The sequence below is a fragment of the Thioclava sp. F36-7 genome (genome assembly GCF_002020075.1).
Classification (GTDB): Bacteria; Pseudomonadota; Alphaproteobacteria; order Rhodobacterales; family Rhodobacteraceae; genus Thioclava; species Thioclava sediminum.
Genome location: NZ_MPZR01000003.1, coordinates 281121 through 305252, shown reverse-complemented (window position 1 = coordinate 305252; position 24132 = coordinate 281121). Strand labels below are relative to the sequence as shown.

Sequence of the window (24132 nt, the reverse complement as noted above, 5' to 3'; positions counted from 1 at the left end):
CAACCTCCCGCAAAGAGGAGGCTTTCATGCACGCACTGACCCATGACGGGGTGACGCTCCACATTCTCGACGAAGGCCCGCGCGACGGGCGCGTGGTGATGTTCGGCAATTCGCTGGGCAGCGATCTGCGGCTTTGGGAGGCGCTGATCCCGCATCTGCCCGAGGGGCTGCGGCTGATCCGCTTCGACAAGCGCGGGCATGGGCTGAGCGATTGCCCGCCCGGCCCCTACAGCATCGAGGACCTCTCGGGCGACGCCGCCGCGATCTGCGATGCGCTCGGGCTGCGGGACGTGACCTTTATCGGCCTCTCGATCGGCGGGCTGATCGGCCAGAGCCTCGCCGCGCGCCGCCCCGATCTTCTGCGCGCGCTGGTCCTGATGGATACCGCCGCCAAGATCGGCACGCCCGAGATGTGGAACGAGCGGATTGCCAATGTGCGCCGCGACGGCATCGCGAGCATCTCCGACGCGATCCTCGCACGCTGGTTCGCGCCCGGTTTCGCCGAAGCCCACCCGGCGGAGTTCACGCTCTGCCGCAACATGCTCGAACGTGGGCCCGACGAGGGCTATGCAGGCTGCTGCGCGGCGATTGCCGGGGCCGATCAGACCGAGGCGACACGGGCGCTGACACTGCCGGTGATGGCGATGACGGGTGCGGATGACGCCTCGACCCCGCCCGATCTGGTGCGCGGCACGGCGGAGCTGTGCGGCGCCGCGTTCCACGAGATCGCGAATGCGGGCCACCTGCCCTGTTACGAGCAGCCCGAGGCGGTCGCGGCGCTGCTGAAGGATTTCTTGGACAAGACCTGAGCTAACACCCCGCCCGGTGCGCGCCGAAGGCGCAGGGCGCGCGACGGCCCGTCCCGACGGGCTGGCGCGATTGAGGCGGCGTGCCCAGCGGGAAGCTCAGAGGAATGTGGCGGGCATAAACCGCAGCGGCGGAGAACGGGCGCGCGCCACCCCACGGGCCGCCGCGCACCCTGCTTTCGTTACACCGCTTCCAGCGCCACGGCGATGCCTTGACCCACGCCGATGCACATCGTGGCAAGTGCCCGTTGGCCCTTGCGGCGTACCAGCTCCAGCGCCGCCGTGCCGGTGATCCGCGCGCCCGACATCCCCAGCGGATGGCCAAGCGCAATCGCGCCGCCATTCGGGTTCACGCGCGCATCGTCATCCGCAATGCCGAGATCGCGCAGCGTGGCCAGACCTTGGCTCGCAAAGGCCTCGTTCAGCTCGATCACGTCGAAGGCGTCCTGCGTCAGCCCCAGCCGCGCCATCAGCTTCTTGCTGGCAGGCGCGGGCCCGAAGCCCATGATCCGCGGCGGCACGCCCGCTGCGGCCCCGCCCGAGATCTTCACCAGCGGCGTCAGCCCGTGTTTGCGCACGGCCTCCTCGGACGCGATGATCAGCGCCGCTGCGCCATCGTTCACGCCGGACGCATTGCCCGCCGTGACCGTGCCGTCGGGCCGCACGATGGGCCGCAGCTTGGTCAGCGCGTCCAGCGTGGTGCCGGGGCGCGGGTGTTCGTCAGTGTCGACCACGACCGGCTCGCCCTTGCGCTGCGGGATCGTGACCGGGGTGATCTCCTCGGCCAGACGGCCTTCTTCCATCGCCTTGGCCGCAGCCTCCTGCGAGCGCAGCGCGAAGGCGTCCTGATCTTCGCGGCTCACGCCGAAATCATCGGCCACGTTCTCCGCCGTCTCGGGCATCGAGTCGACGCCATGAGCGTCTTTCATCAGCTTGTTCACGAAGCGCCAGCCGATGGTCGTGTCATAGACCGCATTGGCGCGGCTATAGGCGGCCTCGGCCTTGGGCATCACGAAGGGCGCGCGCGACATGCTCTCGACGCCGCCCGCGATCATCAGATCGGCCTCGCCCGCCTTGATCGCGCGGGCGGCGGTGACGATGGCATCCATCCCAGAGCCGCAGAGCCGGTTGATCGTCGTCCCCGGCACGTTCACCGGCAGGCCCGCCAGCAACGCCGACATGCGGGCCACGTTTCGGTTGTCTTCGCCCGCCTGATTGGCGCAGCCGAAGATCACGTCCTCTACCGCCTCCCAATCGACGCCCGTGTTGCGCGCCATCAGGGCTTTCAGCGGGATCGCCCCTAGATCGTCGGCCCGAACAGACGCCAGCGCGCCGCCGAAACGGCCGATCGGGGTTCGGATATAGTCGCAGATATAAGCGTCACGCATCGGCCAGCTCCTCGGGACAGATTAGATCACCCACCTCGCCCTCGACATGGAGGGTCGCACCGGTGACGGATTGCAGCTCCTCCATCGAGATCGCGGGGAGCTTTTCGCGCAGGACGAAGCGGCCATCCACGACGTCCACCACGGCGAGCGACGTATAGACGCGGGTCACGCAGCCCACACCGGTCAGCGGGAAGGTGCAGGCCTCGACCAGCTTCGGCTGGCCCTTCTTGGTGACGTGGTCGGTGATGACAGCCACGCGTTTCGCGCCATGCACGAGGTCCATCGCCCCGCCCACGGCCGGCACGCCTTTCGGCCCGGTCGACCAGTTCGCCAGATCGCCCGTTTCGGCCACCTGATAGGCGCCGAGGATTGCCACGTCGAGATGCCCGCCGCGCACCATCGCGAAGCTGTCGGCATGGTGGAAGAACGCGGTGCCGGGCTTCAGCGTGATCGCCTTCTTGCCCGCGTTGATGAGGTCCCAGTCCTCCTGACCGGGTTCGGGCGCACGACCGAAGCCGAGAACACCGTTTTCCGTGTGGAAGATCGCCTCGCGACCTTCGGGCTGGAAGCGCGCGACCATCTCGGGAAAGCCGATCCCGAGGTTCACATAGGCGCCGTCCTCGATGTCCTGGGCGGCGCGCCAGGCGATCTGTGCATTGCTCAGTTTCTGGGTCATGGGTGATGGGCTCCGGCGCGGTTCAACTCTTCTTCCTGGGCGGGGTTGGCGACCTCGACGATCGCATCCACGAAGATGCCCGGGGTGACGATGACTTCCGGGTCGATGTCGCCCGGCTCCACCGCTTTCGTGACCTGCACGACGACCCTTGAAGCCGCCGTCGCCATCAGCGGCGAAAAGTTGCGCGCCGCCATCCGGTAGGTGAGATTGCCAAGCGCGTCGCCCTGCTCGGCCTTGATCAGCGCGTGATCGGCCTTGAGCCAGCGCTCCATCACGTAGTCGCGGCCGTCGAATTGCTGCACCGGCTTGCCCTCGGCCAGATCGGTGCCAACGGAAGTCGGTGTGAAGAAGCCCGGAATGCCCGCGCCGCCTGCGCGGATACGTTCAGCCAGCGTGCCTTGCGGGACCAGTTCCAGCTCGATCTCACCCGCCAGATAGCGTTCGGTGAACACCGTCGGATCGGCCGAGCGCGGGAAGGAGCAGATCATCTTCTTGACCATGCCCTGTTCGATCATCGCGGCGATGCCGACATGGCCGTTGCCCGCGTTGTTGTTGATCACGGTCAGCCCCTTGGGCGATCCGGTTTCGAGAAAGCGGTCGATCAGGGCGTGGATCAGTTCGATCGGGGCCCCCGAGCCGCCAAAGCCGCCGATCATAACCGTGGCGCCGTCTTTGATATCGGCCACGGCCTCGGTCAGCGAGGAAAGTCTCTTGTCCATTTGCGGTCCTCCTGAGGCCTGGGATTTAGACCTGCGCGGGACGGCTTTCCACGGATTTCGTGCGCATCTTGACATTTGTTCGCATCGCGCGAAAACCTGTTCGCATGTTGAACAAACCGACCGATTTCATCGCCTCTTTCGCGAAAGGCCTGCGCGTCATCGAATGTTTCGGGGCCGAGACGCCGCGGCTCTCGATTGCCGAAGTGGCGCAGGCCACGGGCTTCGACCGGGCCACCGCGCGGCGCTGCCTGCTGACGCTGAATGCGGAGGGCTATGCGGAATACGACGGCAAGTTCTTCACCCTGACGCCGAAGGTCTTGCGGCTCGGGATGGGGGCGCTGGCCTCGCTGCCGCTGCCGCAGATCGTGCAGCCGTGGCTCGATCAGCTGACGGATCGGATCGGGCAAAGCTGCTCGGTCTCGATCCTCGACGGGACCGAGATCGTCTATCTCGCGCGGGCGGCGCAGAGGCGGGTGATGTCGATCGGGTTGATGCCGGGGTCGCGGCTGCCCGCGCATTGCACCTCTATGGGGCGCGTGCTGCTCGCCGCTCTTCCCCCGGAGGAGGCGCGCGCCGCGGTGGAGGCGTCGGACCTGACGCCGCGTACGGCTTACAGCCTCACCGATCCGGGCGAAATCCTCGCGCGCATAGATCAGGTGCGCCGCGAGGGTTACGCGGTGATCGATCAGGAGGTGGAGATCGGGCTGCGCTCCATCGCGGTGCCGCTTTACGACATGCATGGGCGGGTCGTGGCCGCGCTCAATACCGGGATGGCCGCGAGCGCCGACCCGGCGGAGAGCCTGATCGAGACCTATCTGCCGGAACTCACGCGGGTGCAGACGGGGCTGCGGCGGGTGCTGCGCTAAGGCTCACCCCGCCACGGTGATCTCGGTGTCCCATTGCGCGCAGAGCGCCATGAGCGCGTCCGGCAAGGGCTTGTCGATGAAGACCCGGTCGATATCGGAGAGCGAGGCCAAGCGCACCGGCGCGGAACGTTCCAGCTTTGACGCGTCGGTCACCAGAAAGCTCTGCCGCGCCTGCCGCAAGATCCGGCGGCTCACGCGCACTTCGGCCAGATCGTAATCGAGCATGTCGCCGTCCGCATCGAGCGCGGAGGTCCCGATCACCGCGAAATCGGCTTTGAACTCGCCCATGAAATCCGCCGTCAGGTCGCCCACCAGCCCGCCATCCGAGCGGCGCAGGTTGCCGCCCGCTACGAGGATATCGCAGCTCTCATTGGCCAGCAGGATATTGGCAACGTTGATGTTATTCGTGACCACGGTGATGTTGCGGTGATGCAGAAGCTCTCGCGCCACCGCCTCGGTCGTGGTGCCCAGCGTCAGCACGATCGAGCTGTTGTCGGGGATCGCCTGCGCGCAGGCGCGCCCGATCGCCGCCTTTGCTGCCTCGTTCATCCGGCGGCGCTCTTCATAGGCGAAATTCACCACGCCGGTGCGGATCACCGCCCCGCCATGCACGCGCTCCAGATGGCCCGCTTCGGAGAGCTCCGTCAGATCGCGCCGGATCGTCTGGACCGAGACATTGAAGCGTTCGGCCAAGGCTTCGACCACGACGCGGCCTTCGTCGCGCGCGATTTCGAGAATTTCGGACTGTCGGAAATTGAGCGCCATCCTGCCCCCCTTTTGGGCCTTGCTGCCACAGGTTACCGACAAAGTCATGTCTTGGCAGTGTTTTTGTGTGAAATCACCGGGGACGGTGTGGCGCGGTCAGTTCAGGCTCAGCCCCTCGATCCGGGCGCGGATCGCGCTGTCGGTGTCGTCGCTGTCGCCAGACAACGCCAACCCCACAAGCTGCGTCGCCTGGCCTCCGAAAGCGCGCTGGTAGTCGCGCGCGAGATCGACGCTCTCGGAATGCGATCCGGTGCCCGCCGGGCGCAGCACCACGGTCTTGCCGCGCGCGCCGAGATAGGGCGAGGGCAGCAGCGCCCCGCGCCCATGCTTGCCGCCCCAGACATACATCAGCACGCGCGCCTCCTTTACCGCCAGAAGCTTGCGGATGCTGGCCCCTTCATTGGCGCGGGCGACGGCCTCGGGCATGAAGACGAAATAGAGCGACAGATCGCGATCATCCCCGCCCTTGCGGTCGAGCGGCGTCGGCGGAACGCTCTGGCTGACCGACCACTGCCACGCGGCCTTGCGCGTGCCCCAATCTGCGCGCGGCAACGCCCGCCAGATCAGCGAGACCGAGCCGTCCGAGCGCATCGCGACACCATTGGCCGATTGTTGCCAGTCGTTGGAGGAGAACAGCGAAAACCGCTGCTCGGTCCAGCCGCCGAAGATCGAGGCCGAGGCGAGGCTCGGCATCAGCGCAGCGCAAAGGCTTGATACGAGAAAGGCGATCGACAGGCGGCGCATGACACTCTCCTCTTGCTTGAGTGACAGGGCTACGCAAAGGACCGCCGCGCCGGATCACTCGGCCCGGGTCGCGCGCATAGACCCACGACCGTCACTGAAGGCTGTCGAGGCGCAGCACCGCTTTCAGATCCTCCATCGTGGCACGGACGATGTCGGCATTCTCGCTCAGCCCATCGCAAATCCCGAGTGCCGCCTGATCCTCGCAAAATCGCGGCAGGAGGCGGGCGCTGGAGGCGCAGACACTGGCGACATTCCCGAGCGTGTGCAGCGCCGCGCGGAGCTTCGCGATTTCGTCTTCGGTGAAATCGGCCCGGCTACCGCCGACCGTGTTGGCACTCACATTCATAGCGACCCCCGTTTGCCCAGTCCCGCGGGGTCAGAATTATCACGGAAACTTACATGCCAGATACGTCAAATCGTTATTGGACGGTCAGATATGATCGAAGTTCTGTGCGTAGGGTCACGCAATTGCGTTTTGCAAAGCCTCTCTGAGCGAGTCGGAGGAGAAGGGTTTCTGGACGACCGTGCAGGGCGGGTAGATTTCCAGCAGGTCAGGCGCAGACCCGTAGCCCGTCGCCAGCACGAAGGGCACGCCCATCTTGTGCAACCGCTCGGCGACCGGCACGGATTGCTCGTCTCCGAGATTGACGTCGAGCACGGCGAAATCGGGTCGCGCGCCCTCCAACCATGTCAGCGCGCCTTCCACCGAAGAGGTGATCTTGACGTCGCGCGCGCCCAGATCCTCCAGCACGCCGGCGGCGTCCATCGCGATGATAAGCGTGTCTTCCAGCACCAGCCCCTGCCCCGACAGGCGGAAGGCGGCGCCGGTCTGCCCGGCGGGTGCCGCCGCAACGTCTCCCTCCGTGCCGGGCTGATCGATCAGCTCCGCGATCGTGGTCGGCGGGATGCGGAATTGCGCCTCCACCCCGGTCATCTTGTAGGAAATCTCGGCATCGCCGCGCAGCTCGTGCGGGATCGAGTTCTCGATGATGATCGACCCGAAGCCGCGCCGTTTCGGCGGGGTGACGGGCGGACCGCCGCGCTCTTTCCAGTCGATCAGCAGCCCCCCGCTGTGATCGGTGGAGAGCGCGATCTCGACGCGCCCGCCGCTATCGCACAGCCCTCCATATTTGATCGAATTCGTCGCCATCTCGTGCAGCACGAGCGCCAGCGTCGTATAGGCCTGCGGCGAAATCAGCGCATCGGGCCCGGTGATGATCACGCGCTCGGCCTTGCGGTCGGCATAGGCGGCGAATTCGCATGAGATCAGCCCATGCAGGGAGGCGGGCTCCCAATGCTCGGCCGTCAGCTGGTCATGCGCCCGCGCCAGCGCCTGAATTCGCCCGTCGAGATTGTCGGTGAACTCTTCGAGCGAGCGCGCCGAGCTGCGCGACTGCGCCAGCAGCCCGCGCATCAGGTTGAGGATATTGCGCACCCGGTGGTTCAGCTCCGAGATCAGCAGCTCCTGATGCTCCTGCGCGCGCTTGCGCTCGGCCGAGGTCGCGTCGGTGATTTTGAGGAAGATCTCCAGCAGGACCGTGCGCAGCAGTTCCGCTGCGTGGCATTGCTGGTTCGTCCAGGGGGCCGAGCGCCCGGTGACCGTCTCGCGCCAGACCTCGAAGCTCTTGCGCGGCGTGAGCCGCACGCCGTTCGGGCCGAGCTGCGCGGGTTTCGTCGGATCGCCCGCCCATTCGACCGTATCTGCGATCTGACGGCGGAACAGCACGAGATAGTCGCGCGGCCGTTTCGAGATCGGAATGGCAAGCAGCCCCGCCGCGCGCTCCGGGAAGTCGCGGGCCGGTTCGTGGGCGCGACCCAGCTGATCGGTCGCGAAGGTCGAGGACCCGATCGACCGGTCCAGCATGCGCGCGATCCCGGCGAATTCCTCTTTGGTCGGCGTCGTCCCGGTCGCGCTGAATTCCTCGTTCTCATAAAGGACGAGCCCGTCATGCGGGATCACCAGACGGATTTCGTCGGAGACCGCCATCAGGCTTTCCGACAGCGCCTTGCCATCGGCCATATGCCCCATCAGCGTGCGCTGCAAGCTGGCCGTATCGGATTGCGCCTGCTTGCGCTCCCCATCCTCGAACTTGCTGAGTTCATAGGAAAACATATGGGCGTACATCTCGATCGCGGTGCGCAGCTCGTAGTCGATGTAGCGCGGCGCATCATGATGGCAGGCGAACAGCCCCCACAGCTCGCCGTCGCGCATGATCGAGACCGACATCGACGCCCCGACGCCCATGTTGCGCAGGTATTCGATATGGATCGGCGAGACCGCCCGCGTCACCGCCAGCGACATATCGAGCGGCTGCCCGTTCAGATCGACCCCGGGCAGCACCGGCGCGCCGGGATCGTTCACATCCGCGATCAACCGCAGCAGTGCGCGTTTATACAGGGCCCGCGCCTGCACCGGGATATCGCTGGCCGGGAAGCGCAGCCCGTCATAGAGGCGCTGCTGGTCCTTGCGGGTCTCGGCGATGACCTTGCCCGATTGATCGGGCTGAAATTGGTAGATCATCACGCTGTCGAAGCCCGAGAGCGCCTGCAGCCCCATCGCCGCATCGCGCGCAAGCCGCTCCAGCCCCCGGTCGCGACGCAGGCGCGCGATCTGCGGGTAGACATCGGTCATCACATCGCGTCCGCGCGTGCCCAGCTTCGGCTCGAATTCGACGACCAGATACGGCCCCGAGGCATGCAGCGAGACGTCGAAACTCTTCCCATTCGCTTTCAGTACCACACCGAACAGCCGCACCGCCGTCTCGCCGCCCTCTGCCGTGCGCAGGCTCGCGCGGATCCGATCGAACCCGTCCGAGACGATCAGGTCGGCCAGTGGACGGCCAAGCGCCTCCTCACAGGCCATGCCGAGGATCTCCTCGAGATTGGTCGAGGCGTGCTGCACGATCCAGTCGCTCGAGAGCGCCAGAAGCGCGCCGTAGCTCTGGACCCGGCCCAGTTGGTGGATCGGCTCGCGGTCGCAATCGGTCAGATCGACGGGGCGCTGGCTGGGGGCGGGGCTGGTATCGGACGTCACGTCGGCTCCTTGGGCGTCAAATTGGTGTCTGTCGCGATCCTGGCGGGCCGCGGATGGTCAATGGAATTGGAGGCAAGCGCTGGTGCGAGAGCGTCGGACGGCGTGCCCGCCCCCTGCGCCTGCACGGCCTGCGCGAAAAGATGGAAGCCTCGCGTCGCATCGGCGACAATACGAGTTGCGCGCGGCTCTGCGGGCCTCAGCGCGTCGAGCGTCGCGCAATGCCGTTTCCACAGCGCCCCGGCGGCAGGTGCCTGAAAATAAAGCGGTTTGACCTCGGCCGGGGTCTCGGCGAAGACCTTGCGGTCGATCACCTGCGTCCCGAGCCGCGAGCCCAGCACGAGATAGTCGACCGCCAGCGGGTCGAGCAGCCCCTGCTCTGCGTCCGGGGCGGGCACCGGGTGCACAGGACGGCCCAGCCGCGCCAGATCCCGGTCGAGCCGGTCGAGCAAATCGCTCAGCAATCCCGCGCAGAGCGCGCCGGGAGCCGCATGGCGCGCCAAGACGCCAAGCCCCGCAGCCTGCGCCGCGAGGAACCAACCCAGCTTCTGCGCCGGGGCCGCGAAGAACTGGGAGAATTGCGCCTCCCCCGCCTCATGCGCGGCGGAGGTCTCGTGTCTCAGGATTTGTCGGAAGGACACCGCATGCAAAGGCGCGGGCCTGTGAATCTTGGTCATTACAAACCCGTCTGCGGCGTGTCGTGGAAGCTGGAATATCTTCAACGCCGGAGCTCGGCAAAGGTTTCTTTGCGGGAACCAGAATTGCAGCTGCGCGGTTCGCGCGCGCGAGAATTCACAGTGCGCAGGGCCACGCGGGCCGCTCTCCGATGCGCCCTCTGCGGCCTTCTGGCCGCTCCCACAGGCCATGCTTTCGACCATTAACCTCAAATTAACCTCGCTTGCGCGACGGTTAACGCGAGGTCAACCAAGCGCGCCCCGTCGCCTCCCGACCTCGCGAACCGAGTGAAGGAGTGGGATTGTGATCATCAGCGGCGCATCGCTCGACATTCTGATGCTGACCCCGTGGTTTCCGAACCGTCCCGACGGCTGGCCGAGCCGCTTCGTCGCCGACAGCGCAAGGGCGCTCGCGCGGCGGGGCCACCGGGTCCGGGTCGGCGTGCTGCGCGGGCTGACGCCTGCGGGCACAGCGCGGCTCGCATCGCCCGAGCATCGCGGCGAGATCGACGTCACGCGCTTCCCCGAGATCGAGGAGATCCGCCTCGCCCGCTACCCGACCCTGCCCGGCGGGCTCATGCGCAAGCTGACCAATCGCACGCTCGACCGGGCGCTCACGGCGCTGGCGGACGAGATGATCGCCGCGCGCCGTCCCGATGTGATCCTGGTACAGACAGAGACCCTCGCACCTGCCGCGCAGTCGCTGGCCGCGCGGCTGGGACTGCCTGTGGTCGGCGTGCTGCACGGCGAGAACAGCAATTGGCGGTATCTCTGGACCAACGGGCAGGCCGAGCGGTTTCGGGACGCCCTGGGCGGGCTTGACCGGCTTGTGGTGGTGGGCGAACCGCTGCGCCGTTTCGCGACCGATCTGTCCGGGCGTGGGGATCATATCGAGGTGGTCTGGAACGGGGTCGATCCCGCGCCTGACCGTCCGCCTCTGCGGCTGCCGGACGAGGCTCCCCTGCGGCTGGTGAGCGTCGCCAATCTGCATCCCGCCAAGGGGCTGAACCTGCTGATCGCGGCGCTCGGACGGCTTGCCCGAGAGGGGGACACACCATGGCATCTGACAATCATCGGCGACGGGCCCGAGCGTGCCAATCTCGCCGCCCAAATCGCGCGGCAGGGGCTTGCGCATCGGATCACCCTCGCCGGTCAGAAACCACATGAAGATGTTCTCGCAACGCTCGGACAAAGCGACATTTTCGTATTGCCCTCATGGCGAGAGGCTTTCGGGATCGTCTATCTCGAGGCGATGGCGGCCGGCGCGCTCTGCATCGGGGTCGAGGGCCAGGGCCCCGGGCAATTCCTGCGCAACGGCGAGACCGGCTATCTGGTCGCGCCACGCTCGGTCGGGGCGCTGGTCGAGACGTTGCGCCCCCTGGTGACCGGACCGCGTGCCGAGTGGCGCCAAATTGCGCGCGCGGGCACCCGCTTCGCCCGCGATCATGCCAGTTGGGATGCCCATGCCCGCGCATTGTCCGAAGTGCTGCACGTCGCCTGCGCCCGCGCCGCCCCTTATCCGCAGGAGGCCCGCCTTGTCGGTTAAGCCTCCCTGCCCCGAAGCCTGCCCCGGCTCCGCGCTCGCGGTGCTGATCGAGCCCGCGCCGTACATGGTCGCAATGACCACCGCGCTGGCAGAACAATTGCCCACCGGTCTCACGGTGCGCTATGTCTCGGCGGCGGTTACGCAGAGATGGGCAGACGCCGCGCCCGAAACCATCCTGCCCGCGAAGCGTCTGGCGGCCCTCGTCACGCTCTGGCGCGAGATCCGCAGCACGCGCCCCACAGTCATTTTCGTCGCCGGTTGGGCGCATTTCCCCCTGCTGGCTGCGATCGTCCTAGGCAAACTCTCTGGCGCGCGGATCATCGCGCTGAGCGACACGTGGATGAGCCCTGCACGCGGGGTTCGCGCGGTGCTCAAGCGTCGGATCCTCGAGATGATCGACGGTTTCTGCCCGGCAGGCCAGCGTGCTGCCGACTATCTTCGCGACCAAGGCGTGCCGCCCGAGAAGATCGTCCCCGGACGGATGAGTTCGGACACCGCCGCCATCGCGCGCCACGTTCGCACCCTCGGCCCTGACGGGCGGCAGAAGATGCGCGCGCGGCTCGGGATCGCGGCCGATGCGCCCGTGTTGATGTTCCTCGGGCGGCTCGCCCCCGAGAAAGGGCTGGACCTGCTGCTGGACGCTTTCGCGCAGCTCAACGCCGCTCAGGCGCGTTTGATCGTGGCGGGCGACGGGCCGCTTGGCGAGACACTGGCGAAGGCGGCGGCACGCGATCCCCGTATCCTGTGGCGCGGGCGGCTCGAAGGGGCGGCACTGCGCGATCACCTCGCCGCCGCGGATTGCCTCGTCCTGCCGAGCCGCGCCGAACCTTTCGGGCTGGTGATCGGCGAGGCGCTGGCCGCGGGCTGCGGTGTCGTGGCAAGCGGGGCCTGCGGCGCGGTGCCCGACCTGCTGGGCGGGCGCGAGGCCGGGCTGATCGTGCCGCCGGGCAACGCTGGCGCGTTGCACGCCGCACTGGCCCGCGTCTGCGCCGATCCCTATCTGCGCGCCCGGATGCGGGGCGATGCGCCAGCGGCCATCGCAGGCTGGTCGAGCGCGGGTTGGGCGAGCCAGCTCTGCACGCTGGCCGAGCGGGTGACGCACGACGCGCCCGAAATCACGCGAAAAGCCAGCTCCGCGCCCGCGCCCAACCGCAAGGCGGAACGCGCATGAGGCTCGCGATCCGCAAACGCGGCCTGTTGTTGGGCCTCGGCATCGTCGCCACCGCCGCGCCGAGCGTCATCTATGTCAACACGCTCTTCGGACCCGGCGCGCGTTGGGCAGCGATGGGGGCGCTGGTCCTCGCGCTTCTGCTCAATGGCCGCCTGTGGCGCAAAATTCCGGGCGACGGGATGTATTTCCGGCTGGCGCTGCTGGGCTTGGCGGCGCTGTCTGCGCTGTGGTCGAGCGTGCCGCATCTGAGCGGTCCGAAAGCCGCGACTTACGGGCTGACCGCGCTGGCCTTCGCCTCGGCGGGCGCTGCCTGGGCGCAGCACACGCGGCGGCGCGATCTCTTCGCGATCCTCTGGCCGCTGCTGGCGCTGGTGCTGTTCGCTGGGGTCGGCGGGCTGCGTTCGGGCTTCGGCACGGTCGAGATGAACGCGGATATCTCGCTCTATCGGGGGCTGAGCGCCAATTCCAACTTTCTCGCCCTGATGATCCTCACCGTCGCGCCACTGCCACTGTGGCGGCTCGCCCAGCGCCGGATCGGGCGACAGAGACGGCTGTTCTGGCGCGCGGTGGTACTGATCCTGACGGTGCTGGTGCTGATGAGCCTGTCGCGGGCGAGCCTTCTGTCGCTGACGGTGCTGATCGCGGTCTTCCTTCTCGGGCGCGGGCTCAAGCGGCTGGCGATGGCGGCGGCAACGCTTGGGGCGGTGCTGTCGCTTCTGTGGCTCTATTTCCCGGACCGGGCGGAGACGCTGACACAGCGCTATCTCTTCAAGGCCTCCGCACAGACCGAGACCCTGATCGCCTCGCGCGCAGAGACCTGGGCCGCCACGCTCGAAGGGGCCCGCGCGGGCGGCATCTTCGGGCTGGGCTTCGGCGTCTCGTATGGGTTCGACGACTACGCGCTGTCGGCGAGTGCGTCGCACTATGGGCGCGAGAAGACCAATTCGGCGCTGGCGCTGATCGAAGAGGTCGGGCTTGCGGGGGCCGCGCTCTTCACCGGAATGCTGCTGCTGATCACACGCGGCGCGGTTCTCGCGGCCCGGCATGCGCGCCGCCGCAGCGACCGGGTGCTGATGGCGCTGTTGCTGGGCTATCTCGCGGCACTCTTCACGCATGCGCAGTTCGAGGCATGGCTGCTCTCGCCCGGAGGCGCGGCGACCCCCGCCTTCTGGACCGCGCTGGGGATGACGACCGCGCTGGCCAAGCGCATTCGCACCCGGCTCAAGCCCGCTCGGCTCAGCCCGAGCGTGGCAGGCGCGATCGAAGCGGTCCGGGCACGCTTCCCCCAAGCTGCGGTGCGCTCCAATGCGTGATGCCATGCCCCTCCCTGTCCCGCCGCAACCGGGCCCCTCCTCCCAGCAAGGTCCCTTCCGGCCGATCGCGGCGCAGGACCTGTCCCGCTTCCCCCGCCCCGTGATCGCGGGCAATCGCGGCTTTGGCTGGCGCGTGGCGTGGTATCTGGTCAATGCGCTCTTCTTCCAATCGGCGCTTCTCGCCCTGATCCCCTCGCGGGCGAAAGCCGCGATCCTGCGCGGGTTCGGGGCGAAAGTCGGCCCCGGCCTCGTCTGCAAACCGCGCGTCACCATCAAATACCCGTGGCTTCTGGAGATCGGCGCGCATGTCTGGCTGGGCGAGCGCGTCTGGATCGACAATCCCGGCCCGGTGCGGATCGGCGCTCATGTCTGCATCAGCCAAGGGGTGCGCATCGTCACCGGCAGCCATGACTGGGCGCGTGGCGATTTCCGCTTCTTCGCACGACCCATCGAGATCGGCGACAGCGCATGGGTCACGGCGCATCGCGTCTTGCGCCCGGGCGCGGTCGTGCCGCCGCGTGTCGTCGTGCTGGACGATGTCAGCGCCGGAGACGGGCGAGGCCCGTGCGCGGCATCGGATGGCGTATCCTCGGAGGGCGGTGTCCGATGAGCGTCTCCGTATCGTCCCCCGGGCCTTTGCCTTCCTCCTCACCACAATCACCTCCGTCGCGTGCGCTGCGCAATGGGGCGATTACATGGGGCCAGATCGCAGGCGGGCTGGTTGCGCGGTTACTGAGCACCCGCTTTGCGCTCGCCGCTTTGGGGATCGAGGCGATGGGTGCCTATCTCGCAGCCCTCGCGCTCGCGCTGATCGCGAGCATTGTGACCGGCGCGCTGCAAAGCACGACGCTGCGGGCGCTCTCCCTTGCGCCGTTGGCAGAGAGACCGCGCCTCTTCAATGCGCTGATCGGGCTGCATCTGCGGGTGGCGCTCGGCGTGGCGGGAATTGGCGTAGTTCTCGGCCCACCCGCGCTGGCGGGGCTGTTCGAGCTGCCCCCCGCGCTGGCGGATCAGGCCCGGGTCGCCTTCTTCTGCGTTCTAGCGGCGAGCGTCGTCGCGATCGTGCTCGCCCCGTACGAGATCGCCCTGCAGGCGCGCGAAAGGTTCGGGCTGTTCGCCGCACTCGATCTGGCGCGGGCTGTCGCGCTGATCCCGGTGTCCTATCTTCTGATCGGGCACCCCACGCCGCCGCTTGCCGCCTTCGCCGCGCTCTCCGCCGGGCTGAGCCTGAGCGTAACCCTTGCGGGAGCGTGGCGGGCGCGCCAATCTCTGCCGGAGACGCGGCTGCATCTGCGCTGGATCCTGAACATCCGCCCCGCCCGCGGACAGACCGCGCTCCTGTCGTGGTCGATCCTCGGCGGGCTGGCGGCGAGTGCGCGGGCGCAGGGCATGGTTCTTCTGATGGCCGCGCTGGGCGGTCCGGTCGCGAGTGCGGCCTATGGGCTGGGCAACCAACTCCCCACCGCTTTGCGCCAATTCGCCGAGGCTACACGTCAGGTTCTGGCCCCGCGCCTCTATGCCGATCATGCCGCAAGAGGCTCTGACGGCAGCGTCACCGGCGCGCTGGTCGCCAGCCGGATCGCTGCGCTGATCGCGTTCGGGGCGGCGATCCCGATGGCGGTGAACGCCCCGGCGCTGCTGTCGCTCTGGCTGGGGCGCAGCAGCCCCGAGATGGTGATGGTGGTGCGGCTGATGCTGGCGGCACTCGCGCTCGATCAGCTGAGCGCGGGCTTGGGGCTGGCCTTTCTCGCGCGCGGTCGCATCGCGTGGATGCAAGGCTGGGGCGCCGCACTTGCGGTGATGAGCCTGCCCGCCGCCTTTCTCGTCGGTCGGGCCAGTGGCGAGATCGGCGCGGCGCTTTGGGTGGCGCTTGCCGCCACCACCGCGATCGCCGCGCTACGGATTATGCTTCTGACGCGCCTCTCCCCCGGCACCGCCACACGCTGGGCGCACGAGACCCTGATCCCTGTGCTGGCGAGCGCGCTGCCCGTGGCGCTTGGCGCGGCGCTGGTGCAGGGACTGCTGCCCGAGGGCGCGGCGCGGCTGGCGCTGAGCCTCGGGCTCTGCGCGGCACTCTGGCTCGGGGCAAGCTGGCGGCTGGGGCTGAGCGCGCCGGAACGTGCGCGACTGACCGCACTCCTGCGACGCCGCCCGGCGGAGGGCCCGGCATGAGCGTGCCACCCAAAAAACCGCGCGCCGTGCTCGCCCATGGGATCTGGGGGCGCGGCGGGGCCGAGGCGGTGGCCGCCTGGACGCTTGTGGCGCTGCGCGAGCGGTTCGATCTGACCCTCGTCACGCGTGGCGGCTTCGACTGCGACGCGCTCAACGCGCTGGCGGGCACCGACCTCTCTCCCGGCGATCTGCGGGTGCTCACCCTTCCCGCGCGAAGCCGCATCGGCACCTTCGAGGCAGCGCGGTTCAACCGGGCGCTGGCGGCGCTCGGGCGGGACTACGATCTGCGGGTCTCGCTGTCAGGCGTCCGCCGCTGGAACGCGCCCGCGCTGCATCTGCTCTCTGCCCGCGACTGGCATCCCGCGCTCGCAGGGCAAACGGGCCCGCGCGCCAAGATCCTGCGCCGCGTGATCGACGGTCCCGCCCTGCGCCCGCGCCCCGATGACATGGTAATCGCCAATTCGCATTGGCTCGCGGCGGCGAGTGCCCCGCTTTGCCCCGGCCGGGTCCGCGTGATCCCCCCGCCGGTGGCGCTGGCCGCCTCCGGCTCGCCCCCCGACTGGTCGGCGCGGCGCGAGGATGTGCTGATTTTCGGCCGGATCGCGCCGGAAAAACGGATCGAGCGGGCCATCGCCATCGTCGCGCGCGCTCGTGCCCAAGGGTTTCACTGCAGGCTCGTGATCGCCGGGCCCGACGGGCCGCCCGATTACATGGCCCGTATCCGCGCGCTGATCGCTGGGCAAAATTGGATCGAACGGCTGCCCCCTCAGAGCGGTGCCGCGAAAGCCGCGCTTCTGGGATCGCTGCGCTACGGGCTCAATTGCTGCGAGGTGGAGGCCTTCGGCATCGCCACCGCCGAGATGGCCGCCAGCGGGATGATCCCTCTGGTGCCGCGCGGGACCGGGCAGGACGAGATCGTCTCCGCCCCGGACTGCCGCTTCTCGGGCGAGGCAGAGGCCGCGCGCTGCCTGCTGGCCCTGTCGCGCGACGCGGACCTGCAATCCCGGCTCAGCGCCGCCCTGCAGGCCGACGTCACGCGCTTCGCCCCTGCCCGGTTCACCGCCGCCCTCGCGACCGCGGCTATGGACCATCTCTCTACCGACCCGACGCCTCAACCGGAGTTCTCCCATGATCTCTCCCCCGCCTGAAATCACCGTTCTGCATATCGTGCCGGACCTGCGCCGTTGCGCCGGAGGGATCGCAGCCAATGCGCCCGCTCTGGCGGAGGCGCTTGCGGCGCAGGGCATCGCGAGCCGCTTTCTGACCCGCGCCTTCGACCCGGACGCGGAGATCGCCGCGCGCTGCCTGCGCGTCGCGCCCACGCAAGGTCCGAACGTCGCGCAGCTCGCGCGGGCGATGGCCGGGATGCGCGCGCAAGTGAAGGCCGGCGCGCGGATCGTGGTGCATAGCCACGGGCTGTGGGACCCGCTGAACCATGCGGGGCTGCGCCTTGCCGCCGATCTGGGGCTGAGCCGGATCGTCAGCCCGCACGGGATGCTGCTGCCATGGGCGCGGGCGCACAAGCGACGCAAGAAAGACCTCGCATGGCACCTGTATCAGCGTCGCGATCTGGCACGGGCGGAGCTTTTGCACGTCACCTCGCAGGCCGAGGCGGAGGCGGTCGCGCACCATTGCCCGGTCGCGCGGATCGCGCAGGTTCCGCTGGGGATCGCCTTGCCGCCGGAGAGTGCGCCAACCCGGACGCGCAGCCCGAATGGGCGCAAACGGCTCCTGTTTCTCGGGCGGCTGCACCGGGTCAAGAACCTCGACACGCTGATCCGCGCCTTCGCCGCCTGCGCGCCGCGCGATTGGGAACTGCGTATCGTAGGCCCCGACGAGGACGGCCTGACCTCGGCGCTGCGCGCCCGCGCGGTCGAGCGGGACGCGGCAGAACGCATCACCCTCGCAGGACCGGTCTGGGGTGCTGCGAAACAGGCGGAAATCGTGGCGGCCGATGCGCTGATCCTGCCGAGCCATACCGAGAATTTCGGCACTGTGGTTGCCGAAGCGCTGGCCGCCGCCCGCCCCGTGATTACCACGACCGGCAGCCCTTGGGCGGAACTGGCCAAGGCGGGCTGCGGCTGGTGGGTCGCGCCCGATCTGGCGGGCTTGGGCGGCGCGATTGCGGCGCTTGGTGCGACCACCGCGCCCGAGCGCGCGGCGATGGGCGCGCGCGGGCGGGCGCTTGTGGCCCGGGCCTATCTCTGGCCGCAGGTCGGGGCGCAGATGGCGGCACTTTATCGGCAGGCCGCGGCCCTGCGTGCGGAGGCTGCACGGAGCGGCCAAGGTGCTGCGGCACAAAACCCTGAGCGTCTCGCCAGCCTCATCGGGAGGGCGGGCGAATGAGCCTCATGCTGCGCCACCGGATCGACCGGCTTATGAGCTATCACCTCGCCGAGCGGCTGCCCCAACAGGGTCTTGCGCTGGCGCGGGGCAACGGGCTCAGCGCCTATTGGTTTCGCGAGACGCTGAATTTCGGCGATCTGCTGACGCCCGCGATCCTGCGCCATCACGGTTTCACCCCGGTCCATGCCTATCCCGACCGCGCGCAGCTGACCGCGACTGGATCGGTGCTAGAACACCTGACCGAGCAATATCGCAGCACGATCCTCGGCTCCGGGTTCATCGATGCGCGCAGCACACGGCGCTTCACCGGGGCGCGGATCGTGGGGCTGCGCGGCGCGCTGAGCCGGGACCGGATCGAGGGCGTGGGCCATAGCGTGCTCCTCGGCGATCCCGGGCTTTACGCAACACGTCTTCTCGTTGGAGGGGCCGAGAAACGGCCCTCCCTGCCCGCGCCGACCCATGCCTTCGGACTGGTGGCCCATCACGCCCATCTCGACGCGCCGGAATTTGCAGCGTTGAAAGCGCGGCACGGGGCGGCGATCCGGGTGATCTCGCCCGCCGCTCCGCCCGCGCGAGTGATCGCGCAGATCGCCTCTTGCGAACGCATCGCCTCGGCCTCGCTGCACGGGCTGATCGCGGCGGATGCGCTTGGCCTGCCCGCGATCTGGCTGGCCGCGCCGGGGCTAATCGGCGGCCGGTTCAAGTTCGACGATTACGCCAGCGCGGTGGCCCGGCGCGGCTGGGAGCCCGTGGCGCTCACGGGCTTGGAAAGCCTTGCCGATCTTCGCGCCCTCGCGAGCTGCGCCCCGCAAAACGCTATCGACGGCGCGATCGCCGGGCTGGCCCGCGCCTTCACCCAATTCGCCGAGGAGGTCGCCTTCGCATGACCGCGCTTTCGCCAAGGATGGACCACCTTCCCCGTCTCTGCACGCCCAGCGCCGGGCCCGACCGCTGCGCCGATCTGAGCGTGGTGATCCCGCTCCATGACAAGGCGCCTTTCATCGCGCGCACGCTCGCCTCGATCGAGGCGCAAAGGCCTGCGCCCGCCGAAGTGGTAGTGATCGACGACGGCTCCAGCGACGAGGGCGCCGCGCTCGTGGAGCGGATTGCCGCGCGCTCGCCGCTTACCATCCGTCTGATCCGGCAGGACAATCGCGGTGTGAGTGCCGCGCGCAATGCCGGGATGCGGGCCGCGCGGCGCGACTGGATCGCCTTTCTCGACGCCGATGACGCCTATCTGCCGGGCGCGCTGGCCGCGTTCGAGCGCGCAAGGCGGACGGTCCCGGGGGCGGAGGTGATCTTCGGCGAGGTGTGCCACGCGGGGCGGGACACATCGCCCGCGCCCGAGCTTACCGAGGCCCCTGTGCTTTTCCTGAGCGATTACTTCGCGCATCTGGTTCGGGGCGGGCCGGAAATCACCGCCTCCGCGGTGATGATCCGCCGTGGCGCGCTTATCCGCGCGGGCGGATTTCCCGAAGGCGTCACGGTCGGCGAGGACAGCGACACGTGGTTTCGGCTGGGCTGCGAGGCGCGGTTTGCCTATCTCCCCGCCCCCGTCGCCCGCTACCACATCGAAGACGGCGCGAGCGGCTGGCGCGCGCATCAAGGCGAGGTGCCGCATTGGCATCAGACCTTCGCGGACTGGATCGCGCGCGGACGTATCGCTTTGCCGCGACGGCGGAGCGCGGCGCGGTTTCACGCCTATTCCTGCCTGCATGCAGTGATCTGGCATGCAAATGCGGGCCAGAGGGATGTGGCGCTGGCGCGGCTGGCGCAGGTGGATTGGCAGGTCGCGCCGAAAGCGCTTTGGGCGAAGGCGCTGGTGATCGCGCTTGCGCCCTCGCTGCTGAGAGCGTGGCTGCGACTGAAACCCCGGAAGGCCGCGCGATGAACGGGGGGGAGCTGGAGCTGTCCCGCGCGATCCGTGCGCAAGTCGACGCCCTTGCCGAAGAATTGCAAAGGCTGGCAGAGGCGCCGAGCCCTGCGGCACTGCAGCAGGCGCGCACGGGCTGTGCCTTGCTCGCGCATCACCTCGCGCAGGGAGAGGCCGCGCAGGGCTTCACGGCTTTGGCGGGATGGCTGAAGCTGACATATGGTGCCGCGCGGCTGTCCGAAACCGGGGACGACGGGACTACGCTCGCCGCTCTCTGGCACGACAGGCTCAGCCCGGAGCTGTCGGAGGCTGCCCGCACCACGCTCATGGAAGGCTTGACGCGGCTGACCGAGACGCTGGCCCGACCGCCCGGTCGTGCGCTGCGGGTTTTGTTCATCGGGGATTGCCTGATCTGGGATATCGCGACGCAGCTCAAGATCGCGGCGGCGGCGGAGGGCATCGTGATCACGCCGCATCTCTGCGCCCAGCGCGACGGGGCGGAGTTGCGCCGCGCGCTGGAGCGGGCTGGCCCGGTCGATCTGGTCTTCTACGCACCCTTCGGTTTCGGCTTCGCGCAAAGCTATACGCGCGCCCTTGCGCCCAGTGCCCTCCTGCGCCCGATGGCGCGCGACCTGCCCGGTTTACGCGCCACGCTGGATGAGGTGGAGGTGACGCTGTCCCACCTCCTCGCGCGGACCGACGCCCCGGTTTATCTGCATGACATCTCGGGCGCGCGGCAGGCTTCGGGCTGGCGCGGTGCGGTGACGGATCGCATCGGCGCGCGGAGGCGAGCCCGCGTGGCGGCGTGGCTGAACGCGCGGCTCGATGCGCTGGCGCAGCGGGCGGCGCGCCCGGTTCTGCGTATCCCGGAGGCCGCAGAGGCGCATCGACTGGGTCCGGCGGCGGGGCGCGTTCTCTTCGAGGCGGGCGATCTGCACCCCACGGCGCTTGCGACCTCTATTGCATCCGGCCCCTATCTGCGCGCCTGCCGTGCGGCGCATCTGCTCTCGCGGCGCAAGCTGGTGGTGAGCGATCTCGATAACACGCTCTGGGCGGGTGAAATCGGCGAGGGTCCGATTGCGCATCACCACGACCGTCAGGCCCTGCTGCTGCGACTGAAGGCGCGCGGGGTGTTGCTTGCGGTAGCCTCGAAGAACGATCCGGCGAATATCAGTTGGCGGGGTGCTGCGCTGCGGGCGTCCGATTTCGTCGCGTGCGAGATCGACTGGGCGCCGAAGACGGGCAATATCGCCAAAATTGCGGCGCAGCTGAACCTCGCGCCCGAGAGCTTCGTCTTTCTCGACGATCGCGCGGATGAGCGCGCGCTGGCCGAAGCGGGGTGTCCGGGGCTGCTGGCGCTTGACCCGAACGCGCCGGAGACGTGGCAGTTGCTGGACGACTGGGCCGATCAACGTGCCTCGTTTGCGGGTTCCGACCGGACCACGCTCTATCAAGCGCGGGCGGCGCGGCAGGCCTATGTCGCCACCCCGTCGGAAGCCCCCGGTGCCGCCTATCGCCAGCTTGGACTGCGGGTCACGATCCGCACCGCCAAGCGGCGCGATCTGCCCCGAGTGGGCGAGTTGATCGCGCGCACCAATCAGTTCAATACGACGCAGGTTCCGATCTCGACTGAAGCGCTCTGCGATCCTTCCCGCCATGTTCTGATCGCCGAAGCGCGTGACAGGTTCGGGTCGATGGGGATCGTGAGCGCGCTCGTGATCGCGGATGGGGCCGAGGCGGGTGAAATTACCCAATTCGTTCTCAGTTGCCGGGCTTTCGGCTACGGGATCGAGACGGCGCTGTTGCAAACTGCGCTGGCGGCACAGTCGGGCCGTCCCTTGCGTGGACGGATCAACGAGAGCCCCCTCAACGCGCCGTGCCGCGACGTCTATGCCGCGAACGGCTTCACGCTGCGGGACGGGATCTGGACGGCACAGGAGCCACGGCCCGATCTGATCCCCGATTGGCTGAGCCTCGACATCGCGCCTGACCTGCGCGTGTTCGGCGCAAAGGTGACTGCATGAGCGCGGGTCTGCCCCATCGCCGCGACATTCAGGTGCTGCGCGCGCTCGCCGTGGCGATGGTGGTGCTCTATCACGCGGATCTTTCGCTCGCGGGCGGCTATCTCGGGGTCGACATCTTCTTCGTGATTTCGGGCTACCTGATCACCGGGATGATCGCGCGTGCAATGGCCGAGGGGCGGTTCTCTTTGCGCGCGTTCTACCTGTCGCGCGCCAAGCGGCTGCTGCCTGCGGCCTTTGCCGTCTATCTCGCGACCGCCGTGGCCGCGCTCTGGCTGCTGTCGCAAGCCGAGATGGCGCGGTTTCTCGACACGCTCGGGGCGGCGTTGAGCTTCACCTCGAATATCGCGCTATGGCAAAGCGTGAATTACTTCACCGCAGGCGCGCAGTTGAACCCGCTTCTGCATAGCTGGTCGCTGTCGCTGGAGGAGCAGTTCTACCTCGTCACGCCCCTCGCCATGCTGATTACGCCGCGCAGGCATTGGCCGAAGCTACTGATCGGCGCGCTGACGGTCAGCCTCGTCGCCTGCCTCGTTTTGGCCCCGCGCAGCCCGGTTGCGAGCTTTTTCCTGCTGCCGACGCGGGCGTGGGAACTGATGGCCGGGGCGGTGGTAATGCTGTTCGAGCCGCGGATCGCAAGGCGTGCCGGGCGCTGGCTGGGCCTGCTCAGCCCCTTGGCGCTTGTCGTTTTTCTGGCGGTCTGCACTGTCGCGCCGGGTGCGGGCTGGGGCTCGGTCCATCCGGGGCTGGATGCGGTGATCGTGGTCGGGGCCACGGCGCTTGTGATCGCGGCGCGGCCCGTCTGGATGAATGGGGATCATCGGATGATGCGACCGCTCCTCTGGCTCGGCGGGATTTCCTATGCTCTCTATCTCGTGCACTGGCCGCTTTTCGCGCTGACGCGCAACGCGTGGTTGGATGCGCCTTTGCCGCTCTGGCTGCGGCTGAGCCTGATCGCTGTTTCGCTGGGGCTCGCTCATCTGCTGTATATCGGGATCGAGCGCCCGCTGCACCGCGCGCCGCTGCCCTCATGGCCGCGCGCAGCGGGGCTGGCGCTTGGCGGGACGGTGGCGCTATGGCTGATAGCCCTCGCCCTGCCCGGCCTGCGCACGCCTCCGCGCGACTACCTCGCGCTCGGGTCCGCCAATACCGGGATCGCGCCGGGATGCGACTTCACCGGGGCGTTCGACCCGGAGGCCCTGTGCACGACAGGCCCGCACCCGACCACGTTCCTCTGGGGCGACAGCTACGCGATGCATCTGGCCGCGACCCTACCGCCCGAGATCGGCCCCATCGCGCAGGCCACGAAATCCGCCTGCGCGCCGGCGCTCGGCCTGTCCCAGATACAGCCTGAGGTCGGTCAGGATGCCATCTGGGGCGAAGGCTGCATCCGCTCGAACGCCGCAATCATAGCCTATCTGCAAGCCCATCCCGAGATCACCCGCGTCGTCATTTCCAGCCCCGTCGCACAGATCCTAGGTTCCAAACCGCGAGGCATGGCGATGGAACGCGGCCGGATCGTCCCCTTCGCAATGACCTTCGCCCGAGGCCGCGCCGCCTTGCACGCGGCTGTGCAGGCCATCGCGCGCCCCGACCGTCGGATCGTCGTGGTAAGCCCGCCGCCCTCTGTTGGCACGAATTTCTTCGCCTGTCGCGAACGGGCCGAAAGCGGGCTTTTCAGCTTCGGCCCCCGCGCGCGTTGCGAGATGCGGCAGACGGAGGCGCGGGCTTATCGCGCGCAGGCCTTCGCCGCGCTCGACGGGCTAGAAAAGATCGAGGGCGTGCGCGTATTGGATCTGATCCGCGTCCTTTGTCCGGATGAGACCTGCCCGCTGGAGGAGGCTGGCACGCCGCTTTACCGCGATGCGGGTCACCTGAGCATCCAAGGCGCGCAGGCCTTGGGCGCGCGCGACGCGTTGGGGTTTCGCGCGCTGTTCGGTCTGGACGAAAAACTCACGCGGCTGGAGAAATGAAAAACCCGGCCATGTGGGGCCGGGTTCGTTCAAATCGCTTGGGACGCG

The 24132-nt window shown here is 68.4% G+C and carries 21 protein-coding genes; 13 read left to right on the top strand and 8 right to left on the bottom strand.

Translation table 11 applies throughout. From position 1 onward, the window contains the following. Window positions 1–26 precede the first annotated feature (26 nt). Window positions 27–809 (top strand): 3-oxoadipate enol-lactonase, encoded by a 783-nt coding sequence (pcaD, locus tag BMI89_RS07245; RefSeq protein WP_078570383.1) that lies wholly within the window; start codon window positions 27–29, stop codon window positions 807–809. Between the two features lie 179 nt (window positions 810–988). Here pcaD and pcaF read toward each other — a convergent pair whose 3' ends face one another. The 3 genes from pcaF to BMI89_RS07230 are packed head-to-tail and all read right to left on the bottom strand — an operon-like array spanning window position 989 to window position 3589. Further along, window positions 989–2194 carry a 3-oxoadipyl-CoA thiolase gene (pcaF, locus tag BMI89_RS07240; protein WP_078570382.1) on the bottom strand — a complete coding sequence of 402 codons (1206 nt, stop codon included), beginning with the start codon at window positions 2192–2194 and terminating at the stop codon, window positions 989–991. Then, window positions 2187–2870 (bottom strand): CoA transferase subunit B, encoded by a 684-nt coding sequence (locus BMI89_RS07235; protein WP_078570381.1) that lies wholly within the window; start codon window positions 2868–2870, stop codon window positions 2187–2189. Before BMI89_RS07235 ends, pcaF begins: the two co-directional genes overlap by 8 nt. Beyond that, complete coding sequence (locus BMI89_RS07230; RefSeq protein ID WP_078570380.1) at window positions 2867–3589, bottom strand: 3-oxoacid CoA-transferase subunit A; 723 nt, start codon at window positions 3587–3589, stop codon at window positions 2867–2869. Before BMI89_RS07230 ends, BMI89_RS07235 begins: the two co-directional genes overlap by 4 nt. Before the next feature lie 104 nt (window positions 3590–3693). On the opposite strand from BMI89_RS07230, the gene BMI89_RS07225 reads away from it, so the two are divergent. Continuing rightward, window positions 3694–4455: an IclR family transcriptional regulator C-terminal domain-containing protein gene (locus BMI89_RS07225; protein ID WP_078570379.1), complete on the top strand. Its 762-nt coding sequence runs from the start codon at window positions 3694–3696 to the stop codon at window positions 4453–4455. 3 nt (window positions 4456–4458) lie between these two features. Here the strand turns inward: BMI89_RS07225 and BMI89_RS07220 are convergent, their stop codons facing one another. The 5 genes from BMI89_RS07220 to BMI89_RS21015 form a co-directional block, all read right to left on the bottom strand. Then, complete coding sequence (locus BMI89_RS07220) at window positions 4459–5220, bottom strand: DeoR/GlpR family DNA-binding transcription regulator (protein ID WP_078539379.1); 762 nt, start codon at window positions 5218–5220, stop codon at window positions 4459–4461. A gap of 96 nt (window positions 5221–5316) precedes the next feature. After that, a complete protein-coding gene (locus tag BMI89_RS07215) occupies window positions 5317–5964 on the bottom strand; it encodes a DUF3047 domain-containing protein (protein ID WP_078570378.1) in 648 nt (215 codons plus the stop codon). Between the two features lie 91 nt (window positions 5965–6055). Next, entirely contained in the window at window positions 6056–6310 is a 255-nt protein-coding gene (locus tag BMI89_RS07210; RefSeq protein ID WP_078519256.1) for a hypothetical protein, read from the bottom strand. A gap of 114 nt (window positions 6311–6424) precedes the next feature. Next, a complete protein-coding gene (locus BMI89_RS07205; protein WP_078570377.1) occupies window positions 6425–8998 on the bottom strand; it encodes an HWE histidine kinase domain-containing protein in 2574 nt (857 codons plus the stop codon). Further along, complete coding sequence (locus tag BMI89_RS21015; protein WP_210402147.1) at window positions 8995–9672, bottom strand: hypothetical protein; 678 nt, start codon at window positions 9670–9672, stop codon at window positions 8995–8997. Before BMI89_RS21015 ends, BMI89_RS07205 begins: the two co-directional genes overlap by 4 nt. A 301-nt stretch (window positions 9673–9973) precedes the next feature. Here BMI89_RS21015 and BMI89_RS07195 point away from each other — a divergent pair, with 301 nt between their 5' ends. From BMI89_RS07195 to BMI89_RS07145, 11 genes are read left to right on the top strand one after another with little or no spacing between them, the layout of a single operon-like run. Next, window positions 9974–11215: a glycosyltransferase gene (locus BMI89_RS07195; protein WP_078570376.1), complete on the top strand. Its 1242-nt coding sequence runs from the start codon at window positions 9974–9976 to the stop codon at window positions 11213–11215. Beyond that, entirely contained in the window at window positions 11205–12386 is a 1182-nt protein-coding gene (locus BMI89_RS07190) for a glycosyltransferase (RefSeq protein ID WP_168176778.1), read from the top strand. The genes BMI89_RS07195 and BMI89_RS07190 overlap by 11 nt, the downstream gene beginning before the upstream one ends. After that, window positions 12383–13699: an O-antigen ligase family protein gene (locus BMI89_RS07185; protein ID WP_078570374.1), complete on the top strand. Its 1317-nt coding sequence runs from the start codon at window positions 12383–12385 to the stop codon at window positions 13697–13699. The genes BMI89_RS07190 and BMI89_RS07185 overlap by 4 nt, the downstream gene beginning before the upstream one ends. A gap of 4 nt (window positions 13700–13703) precedes the next feature. Further along, window positions 13704–14309: a colanic acid biosynthesis acetyltransferase WcaF gene (locus BMI89_RS07180; RefSeq protein ID WP_143593845.1), complete on the top strand. Its 606-nt coding sequence runs from the start codon at window positions 13704–13706 to the stop codon at window positions 14307–14309. Next, entirely contained in the window at window positions 14306–15871 is a 1566-nt protein-coding gene (locus BMI89_RS07175) for a hypothetical protein (RefSeq protein WP_143593844.1), read from the top strand. The genes BMI89_RS07180 and BMI89_RS07175 overlap by 4 nt, the downstream gene beginning before the upstream one ends. Continuing rightward, window positions 15868–17019 carry a glycosyltransferase family 4 protein gene (locus BMI89_RS07170; protein WP_078570371.1) on the top strand — a complete coding sequence of 384 codons (1152 nt, stop codon included), beginning with the start codon at window positions 15868–15870 and terminating at the stop codon, window positions 17017–17019. The genes BMI89_RS07175 and BMI89_RS07170 overlap by 4 nt, the downstream gene beginning before the upstream one ends. Further along, complete coding sequence (locus tag BMI89_RS07165) at window positions 17000–18217, top strand: glycosyltransferase (RefSeq protein WP_078570370.1); 1218 nt, start codon at window positions 17000–17002, stop codon at window positions 18215–18217. The genes BMI89_RS07170 and BMI89_RS07165 overlap by 20 nt, the downstream gene beginning before the upstream one ends. Next, window positions 18214–19104 carry a polysaccharide pyruvyl transferase family protein gene (locus tag BMI89_RS07160; RefSeq protein ID WP_078570369.1) on the top strand — a complete coding sequence of 297 codons (891 nt, stop codon included), beginning with the start codon at window positions 18214–18216 and terminating at the stop codon, window positions 19102–19104. Before BMI89_RS07165 ends, BMI89_RS07160 begins: the two co-directional genes overlap by 4 nt. Continuing rightward, window positions 19101–20108: a glycosyltransferase family 2 protein gene (locus BMI89_RS07155; RefSeq protein WP_078570368.1), complete on the top strand. Its 1008-nt coding sequence runs from the start codon at window positions 19101–19103 to the stop codon at window positions 20106–20108. The genes BMI89_RS07160 and BMI89_RS07155 overlap by 4 nt, the downstream gene beginning before the upstream one ends. After that, entirely contained in the window at window positions 20105–22114 is a 2010-nt protein-coding gene (locus BMI89_RS07150) for an HAD-IIIC family phosphatase (RefSeq protein ID WP_078570367.1), read from the top strand. Before BMI89_RS07155 ends, BMI89_RS07150 begins: the two co-directional genes overlap by 4 nt. Continuing rightward, the gene (locus tag BMI89_RS07145; protein ID WP_078570366.1) at window positions 22111–24084 is read left to right on the top strand and encodes an acyltransferase family protein; all 1974 of its coding nucleotides are present in this window, start codon (window positions 22111–22113) and stop codon (window positions 24082–24084) included. The genes BMI89_RS07150 and BMI89_RS07145 overlap by 4 nt, the downstream gene beginning before the upstream one ends. The last annotated feature ends 48 nt before the right edge of the window (window positions 24085–24132 follow it).